Here is a 17029-nt window from a genome sequence, read left to right on the forward strand (position 1 = left end):
GCACCGCGCAGTGTCAATGACGGACCTTGCGCGGATCGGCAACGTCGATGACCCGAAGCTGAACGCGCTCGCGCCCCTGCCAGCTGTCGATGGAAAGCGAGCCGGCGACATGCAGCGGCGCGCCGCGCGCCTCGAGGATCGCCTGGCCGAGCGGCGTGTCGGCGGCCTTGAAGGCGATCGCCTTGAGCGAACCGCCGCCGCCATCGCCAAGCGTCAGGCGGACATGGCCCTTGCCGACCACATCGGCGTAGGAAATGCGGTGGCTCGGGAAAGCGAAGACCGGCTCGGGATGACCGGCGCCGAAGGGGCCGGCCTGTTCCAACGCATGGATGAGCTCGACGCTCGCGGCACTTGCCGTCAGCGCGCCGTCGATCTTGAGTTCCGTCGCCGCGCGGGCCGTCTCGACGTCGGCCTTCAGCCTCTCGTCGAGAAAGGCCGCGAGATCGGCGAGCCGTTCGCGGCGCACGGTGAGACCGGCTGCCATGGCGTGGCCGCCGCCCTTTTCCAGCAGCTTTTCCTCGACGGCCTTGCGCACGGCGGCGCCGAGATCGACGCCGGGTATCGAGCGTCCCGATCCGGTGCCCTTGCCGTCCACGTCCCAGGCAATGGCGAAAGCCGGCCGGCGGTAGCGGTCCTTCAGGCGCGAGGCAACGAGGCCGACAACCCCGGGATGCCAGCCATCCGAACCGGTCAGCAGCACGGCGGGGTCGCTTGCCTCGACGGCGACGAGCGCCTGCGCGTCGCCCTCCAGCAGCATCTCCGCCTCGATTGCCTGGCGCTCGCCGTTGAGCGCGTCGAGCCGTTCCGCGATACCGCGCGCCTCGTCCATGTCATCGGTGGTGAGCAGACGCGCTCCGAGGGCGGCATCGCCGATACGCCCGCCGGCATTGATGCGCGGGCCGATCATGAAGCCCAGGTGATAGGGTGTCGGGCGACCATGAACACGCGCGACATCGCCAAGAGCCGCCAGCCCCGCATTGGTGCGCCCGTGCAATGCAAGCAGACCCTTGCGCACGAAGGCGCGATTGAGCCCTTTCAGCGGCACCACGTCGCACACGGTGCCGACAGCGGCAAGATCCAGCAGGGACAGGAGGTCCGGCGCCCGGCGCGCGTTGAAGAAACCGCGCCGACGCAGTTCGCGGTTGAGCGCCACGACAAAGACGAAGGTGACGCCGACGGCGGCCAGATGGCCGAGGCCGGACAGGTCGTCCTGGCGGTTGGGATTGACGAGCGCCGCGGTGCGGGGAAGCTCCTCGCCGACCTGGTGGTGGTCGAGCACGACCACGTCCAGCCCGACGGCACGGGCATCCTCGAAAGCCTCGAAGGAGGTGCTGCCGCAGTCGACGCAGACGAGGAGGCCGGCGCCCTCCTCCCGCAGCATGCGGATCGCCGGGCCGTTCGGGCCGTAGCCCTCGACGATGCGGTCCGGGATGTGGATGCGGTTCGGCGCCCCGAGCCCGGCGAGATAACGCGACAGCAGCGCCGAGGACGTGGCGCCGTCGACGTCGTAGTCGCCGAAGATGGCGATCCGGTCACCGGCCATGACGGCGTCGGCGACGCGGACGGCGGCCGCGTCCATGTCGCGAAGGGTCGAGGGGTCCGGCATCAGGTCCTTGATCGTGGGATCAAGGAAACCGGCGGCGGCATCCAGCGACACGTCGCGGGCGGCAAGCACCCGGGCGACGATCTCGGGCACGCCAAGGCGCTGGGCGATGGCCAGCGCCGTCGCTCCCTGTTGCGAGGTCAGGCGTTCGCGCCAGCCCTTTTCGCCAACCGAGCGGGCCACGCCGAGAACGCGGCGACGCGCGTCAGCGGACGGGGCACTCGGATCGGATCGGGTCATGCGGTCGCCTTCAGCGCCTCGCGTCTCAGTCGAGGTGGAACTTCTCGAGCTGCGTGTGACGCGCCTTGATGTAGCGCACCGTGCCGGTCGCCGCGCGCATCACCACCGTGTGGGTGGTGATGTCGGTGCGGCCGAAGCGGACGCCCTGCAGGAAGTTGCCATCGGTGACGCCGGTGGCGGCGAAGAGCACGTCGCCCTTGGCCATCTCTTCCATCGTGTACTTGCGCTTGATGTCGTCGATACCCATGCGGTGGGCGCGCTCGACCTGCTCGTCGCGGGTGATCACCAGACGGCCCTGCATCTGACCGCCGATGCAGCGCAGCGCGGCGGCTGCGAGCACACCTTCCGGCGCGCCGCCGATACCCATGTAGATATCGATGCCGGTCTCTTCGGCGTCGGTGGTGTGAATGACACCGGCCACGTCGCCATCGCCGATCAGGCGAACCGAGACGCCGGTGGCGCGCAGGTCCTCGATCAGGCGGGCATGGCGCGGGCGATCGAGGACGCAGGCGGTGATTTCACCGACCGGAACGCCCTTGGCCTTGGCCAGCGCCTCGATGTTCTCGATGACCGGGGCATCGAGATCGACGATGCCGGCGGGATAGCCGGGGCCGACGGCGATCTTGTCCATATAGCTGTCGGGCGCGTTGAGCAGTCCGCCCTTCGGCGCCATGGCGATGACGGCGAGCGAATTCGGCAGGTTCTTGGCGCAGATCGTCGTGCCTTCGAGCGGGTCGAGGGCAATGTCCACCGCGGGGCCGTCGCCGGTGCCGACGGTCTCGCCGATATAGAGCATCGGGGCCTCGTCGCGCTCGCCCTCGCCGATTGTCACCGTGCCGTCGATCGGCAGGCAGTTGAGCTCGCGGCGCATCGCATCGACGGCTGCCTGGTCGGCGGCCATCTCGTCGCCCCGGCCACGCAGGCGAGCGGCGGCGACGGCGGCGCGTTCGGTCACGCGGGCCAGTTCCAGGGTGAGAATACGGTCGAGAGCTTCACTGGGGACGGTTTCAGTCTTGGACATCGGTTCCTCGAATATGGGGCTTGGCCCAGGGGTCTGATCCTGGGGCTCAGCCGAGTTTCTCAATCCGGATCATCTGCGGCGTGCCGGCTACGACGTTCTGCTCCGAGATCGTCGTCAGCGCGCGCTTGACCGCAGCCTCGGTGGTTTCATACGTGATCAGGATGACAGGCTGAGGCGCATCGGTATGTGCGCCCGCCTCACCCGACTTGCGGGTGCGGTCGCGCTGGACGATGGACTCAAGGGAAATCCCCTCGCCCGCCATGATCCGGGCGATCTCGGCAAAGGCGCCGGGACGGTCGTAGACGGCAAGCCGGATATAGTAACCGCCCTCGTGCAAACGCATGCGCGCGGCCTTGTAGGGCGACAGTTCGCCGACCGGACGGCCGAGCGTGGGCACATGAATGCCGCGGGCGATGTCGGCAATGTCGCCGAGAACGGCAGAGGCCGTCGCGTTGCCGCCGGCCCCGGGGCCGACCAGCACGACCTCGCCGACCGCGTCGCCGTCGATGGCGACCGCATTGAGCACGCCGTCGATACGGGCAATGGCGGAGGCACGCGGCACCATGGTCGGATGGACGCGCTGCTCGATGCCGGTTTCGGTGCGCTGCGCGACGCCGAGAAGCTTGATCCGGTAGCCGAGCTCGCTCGCCGCCTCGATATCGGCGCGGGTGATGGAAGAGATGCCTTCCAGGTAGATCGCGTCGACGTCGATCTCGCAGCCGAAGGCGAGCGAGGTGAGAATCGCAAGCTTGTGGGCGGTGTCGAAGCCTTCGATATCGAAGGTCGGATCGGCCTCCGCGTAACCGAGCCGCTGGGCGTCGGCGAGACAATCGGAAAAGTCGAGGCCGTCCTGCTCCATCCGGGTCAGGATATAATTGCAGGTGCCGTTGAGGATGCCGTAGATGCGGGTGATGTCGTTGCCGGCCAGCGCCTCGCGCATGGTCTTGACCACCGGGATGCCACCGGCGGCGGCCGCCTCGAAGGACAGGCTGACGCCGTTTTTCTCGGCGAGGCGGGCAAGCTCGACGCCATGGCGGGCCAGCAGCGCCTTGTTGGCGGTGACCACATGCTTGCCGGCGGCCAGCGCCGCCCGGACACTGTCCTCGGCCGCGCCGCTGTCGCCGCCGATCAGCTCGACGAAAACATCGATATCCGGCGAGATGGCGAGCCCCGTGGCGGTGTCGTGCCAGGCGAGTTGCGACAGGTCGATGCCGCGATCGCGCGAGCGGTCGCGGGCAGCAACGCCCGTTACCACCACGGCACGGCCGCAGCGAGCGGCAAAGCTGTCTGATTTCTGCCGTAGCAGGCGAACGAGGGACGCACCAACCGTACCGAGGCCGGCGACGCCGACGCGCAAGTCAACTTTCATGAAAATCGCGATCCGTTTGCGGAAGGCCGGGCCGCGCGAAGCGGCACGCCCTCAACCCGAGGCTCCGATGGGGATGACGTTGTGCAACTTTTCGTCCGCCGTTTCAAGGAAGCGGCGCAGTCCGCGTGCCGCCTGACGGATGCGCTGCTCGTTTTCCACCAGGGCGATGCGCACATGGGTGTCGCCATACTCGCCGAAACCGAGCCCCGGCGCGACGGCAACGTCGGCATGTTCGATGAGCAGCTTGGAAAACTCGAGCGAACCAAGGTGACGGTATTTCTCGGGGATCGGCGCCCAGGCAAACATCGAGGCCTCGGGCGACGGGATCTGCCAGCCGGCGCGACCGAAGGAATCGACCAGCGCGTCGCGGCGCTTGCGATAGGTCTCGCGCGCCGCGACGATGCAGTCCTCCGGACCGTTCAGGGCCGCCGCCGCCGCCACCTGGATCGGTGTGAAAGCGCCGTAGTCGAGATAGGACTTCACCCGGGCAAGGGCCGAGATCAGCCGCTCGTTGCCGACGGCAAAACCCATTCGCCAACCGGGCATGGAGAAGGTCTTGGAGAGCGAGGTGAACTCCACCGCGACATCCATCGCGCCGGGCACCTGCAGGACGGAGGGCGGCGGCGTGGAGCCGAAATAGATCTCCGAATAGGCAAGGTCGGAGAGGACGAAGATGTCGTGCTTCTTGGCGAAGGCGATGACGTCCCGGTAGAACTCGATATCCGCCACAAAGGCGGTCGGGTTGGCCGGATAGCACAGGATCAGCGCGATCGGCTTGGGCACCGAATGGATCAGCGCGCGCTCCAGCGCATGGAACACTTCCGGGCCCGGCTCGGCGGGAATGGCCCGCAAAACGGCGCCCGCCATCAGGAAACCGAAGGCGTGGATCGGATAGCTCGGATTGGGAACCAGCACGACGTCGCCAGGCGCGGAAATCGCCTGCGCCATGTTGGCGAAGCCTTCCTTCGAGCCGAGCGTGGCGACGACCTGCGTATCGGGATTGAGCTTCACTCCGAAGCGGCGCTCGTAATAGGCCGCCTGGGCGCGGCGCAGGCCCGGAATGCCCTTGGAGGCCGAATAACGATGGGTCTTCGGGTTCTGGACCGTCTCGGTCAGCTTGTCGACAATGTGCTTGGGGGTGGGCAGGTCGGGATTGCCCATGCCCAGATCGATGATGTCGGCGCCGCCCGCGCGTGCCTTTGCCTTGAGCCGGTTGACCTGTTCGAACACGTAGGGCGGCAACCGCCGCGTCTGGTAGAACTCTTCCATGGCTCAATCCTCACCCGCAAAGCGTGGTGTCCGCCCGCGCCGGGGTCGATGCGCGCCTGCGGACTTCAGCCCACGTCGCAGCGGCGATCCTTGCCCAACCGGACGTGAACGGCGGCTTCATACCAGCCGCGAGGCCGGCATGCACCGGCAAAAATGGTCATAGCCGCCAAAATACCGGGTCAGCAAAAATCCCGGGCCGCCAAAATACCGGCCGCTCCCGATCCGGCAGCCGCAACTCAGTCCGCCGCGTCCGCCTCGATCTCCGAGATGGCACGCGATCCGTGATTCTCCCGCAACTCGCGCAGCTGGCTGGCCGTCGTGGAACCGTGCGGACGGGGGCCCGTGCTGCGCGTGCGGGCAATTTCCTTGAGCCAGTCGCGGGTGGCATCGGCCTGGTCGCGGGAGAGAAGCGTGTCCGGTCCGCCGCTTGCCTGACCCGCGCCGAGCGGGCCGGCCTTGCCGGGAACGGCCGCAACCGCGGCGCCCGTCGGGCCGTAGGCCGTGGGCGGCGGCAAGGACTGCAGGCCTGCCCCCGATACGCTGCCCGCCAGATCCACCGGCGCGCCGGGCGCGGTCTGGCCGGAGAGCCGGGGCTGTGCAGCCGGTTCCGCGAACGTTGAGCGCTGGGCGTTTTCCGGCTCCAGGGCCTCGACCAGCGTGCCGGAGGGCGCGTAGGCGCAACCGGCAACCATGACGGACGTCAAAAGCAGGATTGCCAGACACCTGTTGCGCATGGAGTTTCGAACCCGTCCCGAATTTGCCAAGCTTCGTAGCTAGCAAGCCAGAGGCCACTTGCAGACCAGAGGCCAGCTTCAAGCCAGACGCCAGTTGCAAGCCAGACGCCACCTACGACATTGTAAGTGCAATGTCCAACTTGTCAGTCACGCGTCATAAAGGGCTATTATGGCGGCAACTGGCCCAAGGTCAAAAGACCGTCACCGGAGCCGGCCGGCACAGCGCTTCAACGCGGCCCAGCGGAGGACAAATCAAGGATGACTGACGAGAAACACGGCCCCCTGCTTCAGTACATCGTCAAGAATCCCGAGGCCTTTGCACAGAACCTGGCGCGGATCGTCGAAAACGCCGGCAAGGCGATGGCCGCCTATGTGGAACCGCGCGAGAAAGGCGAGATCAAGCCCGAACTCGCCGAGGAAATGACGGTCATCTTCAAGACGCTCGCCCAGGTCGGCGAATACTGGATGTCCGATCCCCAGCGCGCGATGGAAGCGCAGACGCGGCTGTGGACGCGCTATGTCGATCTGTGGAACTCCTCGCTGAAGCGGATGATGGGCGAGCAGAGCACGCCAACCGCCGCTCCCGACCCGCGCGACAAGCGCTTCGGCGATCCGGAGTGGAACGAGAACCAGTTCTTCGACTTCGTCAAGCAGCTCTACCTCATCACCTCTCAATGGGCCGAACAGCTCGTTGTCGAGGCGGGCGACCTCGACGAACACACGCGGCACAAGGCGGATTTCTACGTCAAGCAGATCGCCAATGCGCTGTCGCCTTCGAATTTCGTGCTGACAAACCCGGAATTGCTGAGGGAAACGCTCGAAACCAACGGCGAGAACCTGGTGCGCGGCATGAAGCTGCTGGCCGAGGACATCGAGGCGGGCAAGGGCGAATTGAAGATCCGCCAGTCGGACCCGACCAAGTTCCAGGTCGGCACCAATCTCGCCCTGACACCGGGCAAGGTGATCGCGCAGAACGACGTGCGTCAGGTGATCCAGTACACGCCGACAACGGAAACCGTACTGAAGCGGCCGCTCCTGATCGTGCCGCCGTGGATCAACAAGTTCTACATCCTGGATCTCAATCCGGAGAAATCCTTCATCAAGTGGGCCGTCGACCAGGGTCACACCGTCTTCGTCATCTCCTGGGTCAATCCGAACGAGCGGCAGGCGACCAAGGGTTTCGAGCACTACATGCGCGAAGGCGTGCTGGAGACGCTCGACGTGATCAGGAAGGCGACGCGGACCGAAGAGGTCAACGCGATCGGCTATTGCGTCGGCGGCACGCTTCTCAGCGTGACGCTCGCCTACATGGCGGCGACCGGCGACACGCGGATCGCCAGTGCCACCTTCTTCACGACGCAGGTCGATTTCACCCATGCCGGCGACCTCAAGGTGTTCGTCGACGAGGAGCAGATCCAGTCGGTGGAAAGGCGCATGGGCGAGAAGGGCTATCTCGACGGTTCGAAGATGGCCTCCGCCTTCAACCTGCTGCGCTCCAACGACCTGATCTGGCCCTATGTGGTCAACAACTATCTGAAGGGCCGGGAACCCTTCCCCTTCGACCTGCTCTACTGGAACTCCGACAGCACCCGCATGCCCGCGGCCAACCACTCGTTCTACCTGCGCAACTGCTACCTGGAGAACCGGTTGACCAAGGGCGAGATGGAGGTCGGCGGCGAGCGGCTCGACCTCGGCAAGGTCAAGATCCCCATCTACAACCTTGCCACGCGCGAGGATCACATCGCCCCCCCGCAATCGGTGTTTCTGGGTTCGCAGTTCTTTGGCGGGCCGGTCGACTACGTGCTGTCCGGATCAGGCCACATCGCCGGGGTGGTCAACCCGCCCTCCCGCAACAAGTATCAATACTGGACGGGCCCGCGCCCCAAGGGCGACTACGAGGACTGGCTGGCGAAAGCGAAGGAACACCCCGGCTCCTGGTGGCCGCACTGGGACGCCTGGATCCGCGACGTGGACGGCGAGACCGTGAAGGCGCGCAAGCCAGGCGCCTACCGCATGAAGGTTCTGGAGGACGCACCGGGCAGCTATGTGAAGGCCGCCTCCTGACGGAAGGGAAGGTTTTCCACCTCCGGCGCGAACGGCTCGCGCGGATGTGGCGCTCCCGAAGGAGTTGCGATAAGCTTCCTGCCGGAGGAAGGGCGCAATCGAGGCAAAAGTCGTTCACAGCGACCGAACCTGTATGTCCGCCGAAACGGGCCGGACACGAACAGGGGTTTGACAGGCTGTTTTCGACAGCGTGACCGGACGGCTTTGGTGCCCCCCTCTCATACGGAACACCCGCGAGGGACCCTTTCGGATGCCGGTGCACGGGGCATTTGCGAATTCGAAGGGGCGGGGAAGCGACAGACGATGCAGCAATTGGCGAGGATCAAGGAACCGAGCAAGCCTTACGCCGCCTACCGGCCGATGAATGCCGGCCGGTTGCGCATGCTCGGAATGGACCAGGACGTCTGGCATCGCCATGCGAGCGGCTGGAGCGTGTGGACACGCTTCGCGACGCTGCCTTTCCTGTTCCTGACGATCTGGTCGCATGACTGGTTCGGCTGGCCGCTCGCCGGGCTGCTGATCGCAACCGTCTGCCTGTGGCTGTGGGTCAATCCGAGGATCTTCCCGCCGCCGCGACGGCTCGACACCTGGCACGCGCGGGCGACCTTCGGCGAGCGGGTCTGGCTCAACCGGGGCATCGTTCCGATCCCCGCCGACGAGAACCGCCGGGCGATGATGCTTTCGCTGCTGACCGCCGCCGGGTTCATGCTCGGCATGTGGGGTGCGATCTCGACCCATCTGACGGCCGTGCTTATCGGCACGGTGCTGACCTATGCCGGCAAGATCGCCTTCCTGCACGGCATGGTCGCCCTTTACGACCAGATGCGCGACGCCCACCCGGTCTACCGCTCCTGGACGACCGTTCCCGACAACGACAACACGGCCCAGACCGCAACCCGCCGCAAGACCGCGTCCTAGGCGCCTCGGGATCCTGTACAGAACGCCGCGCCCCGTCACCGGGCGCGGGTCAGCACCTTTTCGAAGCGCTCGAGCGCCCAGTCGACCTCATCGGCGGTGATGACCAGCGGCGGCGCGATCCGGATCGTGTGGTCATGGGTGTCCTTGGCAAGGATGCCCTCATGCCTCAGCGCCTCGCAATAGTCGCGCGCGGCGCCCGCCTCCTCGTGCAACTCGACCGCCAGCATCAGGCCCCGGCCACGCACGTCGCTGACCGCGTTGGAGCGGATCGAACGCAGCCCCTCGACGAAGCGCTGCCCTTGTCTTTCGGCATTCTCGATCATGCCTTCCTCGACGAGCGCCTTGAGAGCCGCACGCGCCACCGCGCAGGCGAGCGGATTGCCGCCGAAGGTGGAGCCGTGCTCGCCGGGGTTCAACACGCCCAGCACCTCGGAATTGGAGAGCACGGCGGAGACCGGATAGAAGCCGCCCGACAGCGCCTTGCCGACCAGCGTCACGTCCGCCTCGATGCCCTCGTGCTCCTCGGCCAGGAGCTTTCCGGTGCGCCCGAGGCCCGTCTGGATCTCGTCGAGAATGAGCGTGACGTTGTGGGCGGTGCACAGTTCGCGGGCGCGGGCGAAGTAACCGGCCGGCGGAATGAGGATGCCGGCCTCGCCCTGGATCGGCTCGACCAGAAAGGCGACGGTGTTTTCCGTGATTGCCTGTTCCAGCGCCTCGGCATCGCCAAAGGGCACGACGCGGAAGCCCGGCGCGAAGGGGCCGAAGCCGGTGCGCGCGGTGGGGTCGGTGGAAAAGCCGACAATGCCGAGCGTGCGCCCGTGAAAATTGTTGGCGCAGACGATGATCTCGGCCTTTCCGGCCGGCACGCCCTTGACCTCGTAGCCCCATTTGCGCACCGCCTTGACGGCGCTCTCGACCGCTTCCGCGCCCGAGTTCATCGGCAGGATCTTGTGGGCGCCGGTCAGTTCGGCGAGGTCCTCGTAGAGCAGCGCCAACTGGTCGTTGCGGAAGGCCCGCGAAGTCAGCGTCAGCTTCGCCGCCTGCTCGGTCATGGCCTTGAGGATCTTCGGGTGGCAATGGCCCTGGTTGACGGCGGAATAGGCCGCCAGGCAATCCATGTAGCGGTTGCCGTCGACATCCCACAACCAGACGCCCTCGCCGCGCGCCAGCACCACGTCGATCGGCTTGTAATTGTGCGCGCCAAGCTCGTGTTCGGCGGCGATATAGTCTTCGGGCAGGCGGGTCACGCGGGCAGCTCCATTCGTTTCACGACCTCAGGCGAAGGCCTGGGTCGGTCGGTCCATGACATCCTGGCCGAAGAGGCTGGCGACCAGCTCGGCCAGCGCGATGGCGCTGCGGCCACGTTCGTCCAGGAAGGGGTTGAGCTCGACAATGTCGAGGGAAACGGTCACGCCGGCATCCTCCAGAAGCTCCATCACCAGATGGGCCTCGCGATAGGTGGCTCCGCCCGGCACGGTGGTTCCGACGCCGGGTGCGATGCCGGGATCGAGAAAATCAACATCAAGCGAAACATGAAGAACGCCGTTCTCCATTTTGATCTTCTTGAGAAAATCACGCATCAGAATGGAGACGCCATTCTCGTCGATCTGGCGCATGTCGCAGACGGTGACGCCGCGCCGGCGCAACAGGTCGCGCTCCTTCGGGTCGATCGAACGGGCCCCGAAGACGCACATGCGCGACGGATCGACGGTGGCCCGCGGCGCATCCGCCATCACGGGGAAAAGCTCCTCCTCGCCGGCGGTCAGCGCCAGCGACATGCCGTGCAGGTTGCCCGAGGGCGAGATCGAGGGCGTGTTGAAATCGGCATGGGCATCGAGCCACAGGACATGGAGGGGGCGCCCCCTCTCCTGCCAGTGGCTGGCAACGCCGGCAAGCGAGCCCATGGAGAGCGAATGGTCGCCGCCCATGAACACCGGCAGGTAGCCCTCGTCGCACAGGCGCCGCGCATCGCGGGCGAGCGGACGCACCCAGGAGGCGACGACTTCCGGCACATGCGCCTTGCCGGGAAATGTCAGCGGCGCGACCGAATCCAGCGGTTGCTGCGTGACATCGCCGAAATCGGTCACGGACCACCCCAGCGCCTCGAGCCTTTCGGCGAGGCCGGCAACGCGCAGCGCGGCCGGTCCCATGGCAGCGCCGCGCCGGCCGGTGCCCGCCTCGAGCGGCACGCCCAGAAGTCCGATCGGCTGTGTCCTGTCGGTCGACATTCGCTTCCCCTTGCCTTGCTGTCACACATGACGGGCGGCGGGCCGGTGCATATCCGGCCGCCACCGCATCGTCAGCCTAGCGCAGATCGGATGATGTCCCCATGAAGAGATGACGAACAGGTGATATTTCGCCAGATTGGCAGTATGATTTCGCAATCTGACAAGCCTCGCAGAACAAAGTGAAAAGATGGACGACCTCGACCGCCGACTCATTGCCCTCTTGCGCCACGACGCACGCCTGCCGGTCGCCTCGCTGGCAGCCGATCTCGGCGTCTCTCGGGCGACAGTGAAGGCGCGGATCGACCGCCTGAGCGAGAGCGGTGTCATCCAGGGCTTTACCGTGCGGCTGCGCAGCCACGAGGCGGGCGGCCGGGTGCGGGCGATCATGATGATCGAGGTCGACGGCCACCGGGCGGAGACCGTGGTGCGCCGGCTGCAGGGCTTTCCGGAAGTGCGCGCCCTGCACTCCACCAACGGGCGTTGGGATGTGGTGGCGGAGCTTGAAACCGACACGCTGGAGGCTTTCGACCGGCTGCTCTCCACCGTGCGCCTTCTCGACGGCATCGCCGGTTCGGAAACCAGCATCCTGCTGTCATCGCGCAAGGGGTGAGGCCCCCAAACGCAAAACGGCCCGCCAGAGGCGGGCCGTCGAACTTCGCAAGTGCGATCCCGAAAGATCAGCGCTTGGAGAACTGGAAGCTCCGGCGAGCCTTCCGGCGGCCGTACTTCTTGCGCTCCACGACGCGGCTGTCGCGGGTCAGGAAGCCTTCCTTCTTGAGCACGCCGCGCAGTTCCGGCTCGTAATAGGTCAGAGCCTTGGAGATGCCGTGGCGCAGGGCGCCCGCCTGGCCGGACAGACCGCCGCCGGAAACGGTGGCGACCACGTCATACTGGCCGTCGCGGTTGGTCAGCATGATCGGCTGGCGCAGGATCATCTGGAGGACCGGCCGCGCGAAATACGCGAGGTAGTCCTTCTTGTTGATGATGATCTTGCCGGTGCCCGGCTTGATCCAGACGCGTGCGATGGCGTCCTTGCGCTTGCCGGTCGCATAGGCGCGGCCAAGCGAATCGAGCTTCTGAACATGAACCGGCGCTTCGGCCTGGGCGGTGCCCATCGCGCCGCCGAGGTCCTCGAGGGACTGGATCTCAGCCATCGTTAAGCCCTCTTTCCGTCGTTCTTCGCGTTGAAGGCCTTGAAGTCGACCGGAACCGGCGACTGGGCCTCATGCGGATGCGTTGCACCGGTGTAAACTCGGAGATTCCTGAGCTGCTGGCGGCTCAACGGGCCACCCGGCATCATGCGCTTCACGGCCTGCTCGAGGACGCGCTCGGGGAACTTGCCCTCGAGGATCGCACGCGCGGTGCGCTCCTTGATGCCGCCCGGGTAGCCGGTGTGCCAGTAGTACTTCTTGTCGTAGTACTTCTTGCCGGTCAGCACCGCCTTGTCGGCGTTGATGACGATGACATTGTCACCGCAGTCGATGTGAGGCGTGAAGGTGGGCTTGGTCTTGCCACGCAGCGTGTTGGCGATGAAGGCGGCCAGACGGCCGACGACAACGCCTTCGGCGTCGATCAAGATCCACTTCTTCTCGACCTCGGCCGTCTTGGCAGAATAGGTCTTCATGGGTTCGATCCGTTGTTGTCGCAAACCGAAATCCACCCGAACAATGGTGGAGCCGGTCCGAATTCCATGCAAAACGACCCCGAAACCGGGGCCGCGTGCTGTCGGAAGGGTGTTTACGCCCAGTCGCGAAGCCTGTCAACGACATAAAAATCGACAACCCAAAGAAATTATAAGCAATTCCAATCAGTTACAAAAACGGTATCATAATACCACATAATTTCAGATGATTTTCCGGCTCATCTCGGCGGGATCGAATAGGTGGCCGTCGCATGGGCGACAAGATCGCCCCCGTCCCTGCCCGCGATCCCGCATTCGGTGATGGCCAGACGCTTGCCGAGTTTCAGCAGGCGGCAGGTGCCGACAAGATCGCCCGGTCCGGGCTTCCTAAGGAAATTCATGTTGAGATTGGTGGTGACGGCGAGTGCCACCGGGCCGATATGGGCGAGGATCACCGCATAGGCGGCAAGATCCGCAAGCGCCATCATGGTGGGACCGGAAATCGTGCCGCCGGGGCGCAGGTGCCTTTCCGAGGGCTTCACCGACAGCACCGCCTCGCCCGGCGCCACCGCCTCGATCTCGTAGATGCGGCCGTCGGCATGGATCTGCGGAAACTCGCGGTCGAGAAAGGCGTTGAGTTCTGAAACGGTCATGACGGGCTGCACGGATCGGTTTCCTCTCTGGCGTTTTCTGCTTTGACGCTTTCGTTAACGTAACCCGGGAAAAGCGACAAGGCGCAATGGGAACAACGGCCGGCTTTGTCGGACCGGACGGCTCGGCTATAAGAGGCGAAACGACAGGGAGAGACCGTCATGACCAGTGTGGGCGCCGCGAACGCGGAGACGACAGGCGAGAGCGGACCGGTCGCGCGGGAGCTGGCCGGCGGCGTGTTGCGGCTGACGCTCAACCGGCCGGAGAAGCGCAATTCGCTTTCCGAGGAGATGATGGCAGGGCTGCAGGACGCGCTCGATGAGGCGGCCGGAGACAAGGCCGTGCGCGTCATCCTGCTGCGGGCGGCGGGCAAGGTGTTCTGCGCCGGCCACGACCTCAAGGAGATGACGGCGGCGCGGGCGCATGCGGATCGCGGACGCGCCTATTTCACCGAGGTGATGAACCGCTGCGCTGCGCTGATGCAGACCATCGTCAGGCATCCGAAACCCGTGATCGCCGAGGTCGACGGCATGGCCACGGCGGCGGGCCTGCAACTGGTTGCCTCCTGCGACCTGGCGATTGCCAGCGATCAGGCCCGCTTCTGCACGCCGGGCGTCAATATCGGGCTCTTCTGCTCGACGCCGATGGTGGCGCTGACCCGCAACGTCTCGCGCAAGCAGGCAATGGAGATGCTGCTCACCGGCGAGATCATCGACGCCTCGACCGCGCGCGAATTCGGCCTCGTCAACCGGGTGGTGCCGGCCGACTATCTGGCGCAGGTGACGGCGAAATACGCCGAGACCATCGCCTCGAAGTCGCCGCTGACCCTGAAGACAGGCAAGGAGGCCTTTTATGCGCAGGCGGAAATGTCGCTTTCCGATGCCTACGCCCATTGCGCGCAGGTGATGGTGGACAACATGCTGGCGCGCGACGCGGAGGAAGGCATCGGCGCCTTCATCGAAAAACGCGCGCCCGAATGGACCGGGGAGTGAGCCAGGCCGTGACCCCGACCACACATGACAGCTACTCCGACACCCATATCCGGGCGATCCTCGACGAGGTGAAGACCATCGCCATGGTCGGTGCCAGTCCGAACAACGTGCGGCCCTCCTATTTCGTGCTGAAATACATGCTGTCGAAGGGTTACGAGGTCTATCCGATCAATCCGGGCCATGCCGGCAAGGAAATCCTCGGGCAACGGGTCTATGGCAGTCTCGCGGATGTGCCGGCCGCCATCGACATGGTCGACATCTTCCGCAATTCGGACGCCGCCCTTGACGTGACGCGGGAGGCGCTGGCGCTCTCGCCGGTGCCGAAGGTGATCTGGATGCAGCTTTCGGTCAGCAACGACGAGGCGGCGGCCCTTGCGGAAGAGGCCGGCGCCAAGGTGGTGATGAACCGCTGCCCCAAGATCGAGTACGGCCGGCTCTCCGGCGAAATCGGCTGGACCGGCGTCAACTCGCGCACCTTGTCGGCGAAACGCCCTGCCCTGAAGGGCGGCTTCCAGCACCGGGGGCTCAGGAAGGAGTAAAGGGGACCCACATGGCCACAGCCGTCCATCCAGGCGAGATCCTCGCGCAAGAGTTCCTCGCGGAATTCGGAATGACCCCCTATGCACTGGCCAAGGCGATCGGCGTGCCGCGCACCCGCGTGGAGCGGATCGTGCGCGAGGAAACGGCGGTCACCACGGATACGGCCATGCGGCTCGCCCGCTTCTTCGGCACAAGCCCCGAATTCTGGCTGAACCTTCAGACACGATTCGAGTTGCAGTCCGCGCGCGAGACGCTGGCGGAAGAGATCGCGCGGATTCGCCCCTTGCGGGTGGCGTGAGCCCGCCGGCGCTCCCGCGCAAAAGGCGTTTCCCTCAGGCGCCTGAAACGAAACCGCTTTCCTTTGACCTCCCAACGGGCATCAGCCAGTATGCCGCCAAATTGATGCCCGAGGAGGATTTACATGAGCGACCGCATTCCCGGATTCTCGACGCTGGCGATCCATGCCGGCGCCCAGCCCGATCCCTCGACCGGCGCGCGGGTGACGCCGATCTACCAGACCACGTCCTTCGTCTTCGACGATGTCGACCATGCGGCCTCGCTGTTCGGGCTGCAGGCCTTCGGCAACATCTACACGCGCATCACCAACCCGACGACGGCGGTGCTCGAGGAGCGTGTCGCAGCGCTCGAGGGCGGCACGGCAGCGCTTGCGGTTGCCTCCGGCCACTCGGCCCAGCTTCTCACCTTCCACACGATGATGACGCCGGGCGACAACATCGTCGCCGGCAACAAGCTCTATGGCGGCTCGATCAACCAGCTCAATCATTCCTTCAAGAGCTTCGGCTGGGAAGTGAAATGGGCGGACGCCACCGACCCGCAGAGCTTCGAAGCGCTGATCGACGGCCGGACACGGGCAATCTTCATCGAGAGCCTCGCCAATCCCGGCGGCGTGGTGACCGACATCGAGGCGATCTCGAAGATCGCCAAGGCGCACAACGTGCCGCTCGTCGTCGACAACACGATGGCGACCCCCTATCTGTGCCGGCCGATCGAGCATGGCGCGGACATCGTTCTGCATTCGCTGACCAAGTTCATGGGCGGCCACGGCAACTCGATGGGCGGCGTTCTGGTCGATGGCGGCAGCTATGACTGGTCGTCGAGCGAGAACTATCCGATGCTGTCGAAGCCGCGCCCGGAATATTCCGGCATGGTGCTGCACGAGACCTTCGGCAATTTCGCCTTCGCCATCGCCTGCCGCGTGCTGGGCCTGCGCGACCTCGGCCCGTCGATCTCGCCGATGAACTCCTTCATGCTGCTGACCGGCATCGAGACCCTGCCGCTGCGCATGCAGCGCCATTGCGACAACGCGCAGAAGGTGGCCGAGCATCTCGCTGCCCATGACAAGGTGGCCTGGGTCTCCTACGCGGGCCTGCCGGGCGATCCGAACCATGCCAAGCAGAAAAAATACATGCCCAAGGGCGCCGGCGCGGTGTTCACCTTCGGCGTCACGGGCGGCTACGAGGCGGGCGTCGCGCTTGTCTCCAACTGCCAGATCCTGTCGCATCTCGCCAATATCGGCGACACGCGCTCGCTGATCATCCATCCGGCCTCGACCACCCACCGCCAGCTCACCGACGAGCAGAAGACGGCAGCGGGCGCGGGCCCCGACGTGGTGCGCCTGTCGATCGGCCTGGAAGATGCGGAAGACATCATCGCCGATCTCGACCAGGCGCTCGCCGCGATCTGAGTCGCGCCTTCATGGAGACGCAAAAAGCCGGGCCAAGCGCCCGGCTTTTTTTATGGTTCTCGACGGCGCCTGAG

The 17029-nt window shown here is 65.7% G+C and carries 17 protein-coding genes; 7 read left to right on the forward strand and 10 right to left on the reverse strand.

Annotated features, from left to right (window positions below; genetic code table 11):
• Positions 1-13 precede the first annotated feature (13 nt).
• From recJ to ACN0T5_RS12255, 5 genes are all read right to left on the reverse strand, one after another.
• A complete protein-coding gene (gene recJ, locus ACN0T5_RS12235) occupies positions 14-1843 on the reverse strand; it encodes a single-stranded-DNA-specific exonuclease RecJ (protein ID WP_417768882.1) in 1830 nt (609 codons plus the stop codon).
• A gap of 25 nt (positions 1844-1868) precedes the next feature.
• Positions 1869-2864, reverse strand: a complete 996-nt coding sequence (glpX, locus tag ACN0T5_RS12240) for a class II fructose-bisphosphatase (protein ID WP_417768883.1) — start codon at positions 2862-2864, stop codon at positions 1869-1871.
• A gap of 46 nt (positions 2865-2910) precedes the next feature.
• A complete protein-coding gene (locus ACN0T5_RS12245) occupies positions 2911-4233 on the reverse strand; it encodes a homoserine dehydrogenase (RefSeq protein WP_417768884.1) in 1323 nt (440 codons plus the stop codon).
• A 51-nt stretch (positions 4234-4284) separates the two neighbouring features.
• A complete protein-coding gene (locus tag ACN0T5_RS12250) occupies positions 4285-5502 on the reverse strand; it encodes an LL-diaminopimelate aminotransferase (RefSeq protein ID WP_417768885.1) in 1218 nt (405 codons plus the stop codon).
• 236 nt (positions 5503-5738) lie between these two features.
• Positions 5739-6236 carry a hypothetical protein gene (locus ACN0T5_RS12255; protein ID WP_417768886.1) on the reverse strand — a complete coding sequence of 166 codons (498 nt, stop codon included), beginning with the start codon at positions 6234-6236 and terminating at the stop codon, positions 5739-5741.
• Positions 6237-6494: 258 nt separating this feature from the next.
• Here ACN0T5_RS12255 and ACN0T5_RS12260 point away from each other — a divergent pair, with 258 nt between their 5' ends.
• Positions 6495-8300 (forward strand): PHA/PHB synthase family protein, encoded by a 1806-nt coding sequence (locus ACN0T5_RS12260; protein ID WP_417768887.1) that lies wholly within the window; start codon positions 6495-6497, stop codon positions 8298-8300.
• A gap of 303 nt (positions 8301-8603) precedes the next feature.
• A complete protein-coding gene (locus ACN0T5_RS12265; protein ID WP_417768888.1) occupies positions 8604-9218 on the forward strand; it encodes a DUF6653 family protein in 615 nt (204 codons plus the stop codon).
• Between the two features lie 35 nt (positions 9219-9253).
• On the opposite strand, the gene rocD is transcribed toward ACN0T5_RS12265, so the two are convergent.
• Positions 9254-10465, reverse strand: a complete 1212-nt coding sequence (gene rocD, locus ACN0T5_RS12270; RefSeq protein ID WP_417768889.1) for an ornithine--oxo-acid transaminase — start codon at positions 10463-10465, stop codon at positions 9254-9256.
• A gap of 27 nt (positions 10466-10492) precedes the next feature.
• Positions 10493-11446, reverse strand: coding sequence for an arginase (rocF, locus tag ACN0T5_RS12275; RefSeq protein WP_417768890.1), 954 nt, complete (start codon positions 11444-11446; stop codon positions 10493-10495).
• A 187-nt stretch (positions 11447-11633) separates the two neighbouring features.
• On the opposite strand from rocF, the gene ACN0T5_RS12280 reads away from it, so the two are divergent.
• A complete protein-coding gene (locus tag ACN0T5_RS12280; protein WP_417768891.1) occupies positions 11634-12056 on the forward strand; it encodes an Lrp/AsnC family transcriptional regulator in 423 nt (140 codons plus the stop codon).
• A gap of 67 nt (positions 12057-12123) precedes the next feature.
• Here the strand turns inward: ACN0T5_RS12280 and rpsI are convergent, their stop codons facing one another.
• The 3 genes from rpsI to ACN0T5_RS12295 form a co-directional block, all read right to left on the reverse strand.
• Complete coding sequence (gene rpsI, locus ACN0T5_RS12285; protein ID WP_306027564.1) at positions 12124-12600, reverse strand: 30S ribosomal protein S9; 477 nt, start codon at positions 12598-12600, stop codon at positions 12124-12126.
• Between the two features lie 2 nt (positions 12601-12602).
• Positions 12603-13070, reverse strand: coding sequence for a 50S ribosomal protein L13 (gene rplM / locus ACN0T5_RS12290; protein WP_306027565.1), 468 nt, complete (start codon positions 13068-13070; stop codon positions 12603-12605).
• A 236-nt stretch (positions 13071-13306) separates the two neighbouring features.
• Positions 13307-13720 (reverse strand): PaaI family thioesterase, encoded by a 414-nt coding sequence (locus ACN0T5_RS12295; protein ID WP_417768892.1) that lies wholly within the window; start codon positions 13718-13720, stop codon positions 13307-13309.
• 159 nt (positions 13721-13879) lie between these two features.
• Here ACN0T5_RS12295 and ACN0T5_RS12300 point away from each other — a divergent pair, with 159 nt between their 5' ends.
• From ACN0T5_RS12300 to ACN0T5_RS12315, 4 genes are all read left to right on the forward strand, one after another.
• Positions 13880-14710: an enoyl-CoA hydratase gene (locus ACN0T5_RS12300; RefSeq protein ID WP_417768893.1), complete on the forward strand. Its 831-nt coding sequence runs from the start codon at positions 13880-13882 to the stop codon at positions 14708-14710.
• The gene (locus tag ACN0T5_RS12305; RefSeq protein ID WP_417768894.1) at positions 14695-15249 is read left to right on the forward strand and encodes a CoA-binding protein; all 555 of its coding nucleotides are present in this window, start codon (positions 14695-14697) and stop codon (positions 15247-15249) included. Before ACN0T5_RS12300 ends, ACN0T5_RS12305 begins: the two co-directional genes overlap by 16 nt.
• Before the next feature lie 11 nt (positions 15250-15260).
• On the forward strand, positions 15261-15548 hold the full coding sequence (locus ACN0T5_RS12310) for a HigA family addiction module antitoxin (RefSeq protein WP_417768895.1): 288 nt from the start codon (positions 15261-15263) through the stop codon (positions 15546-15548).
• Positions 15549-15671: 123 nt separating this feature from the next.
• Positions 15672-16955, forward strand: a complete 1284-nt coding sequence (locus ACN0T5_RS12315; RefSeq protein WP_417768896.1) for an O-acetylhomoserine aminocarboxypropyltransferase — start codon at positions 15672-15674, stop codon at positions 16953-16955.
• Positions 16956-17029: the final 74 nt, after the last annotated feature.

The organism is Stappia sp., from assembly GCF_048261845.1.
Classification (GTDB): Bacteria; Pseudomonadota; Alphaproteobacteria; order Rhizobiales; family Stappiaceae; genus Stappia.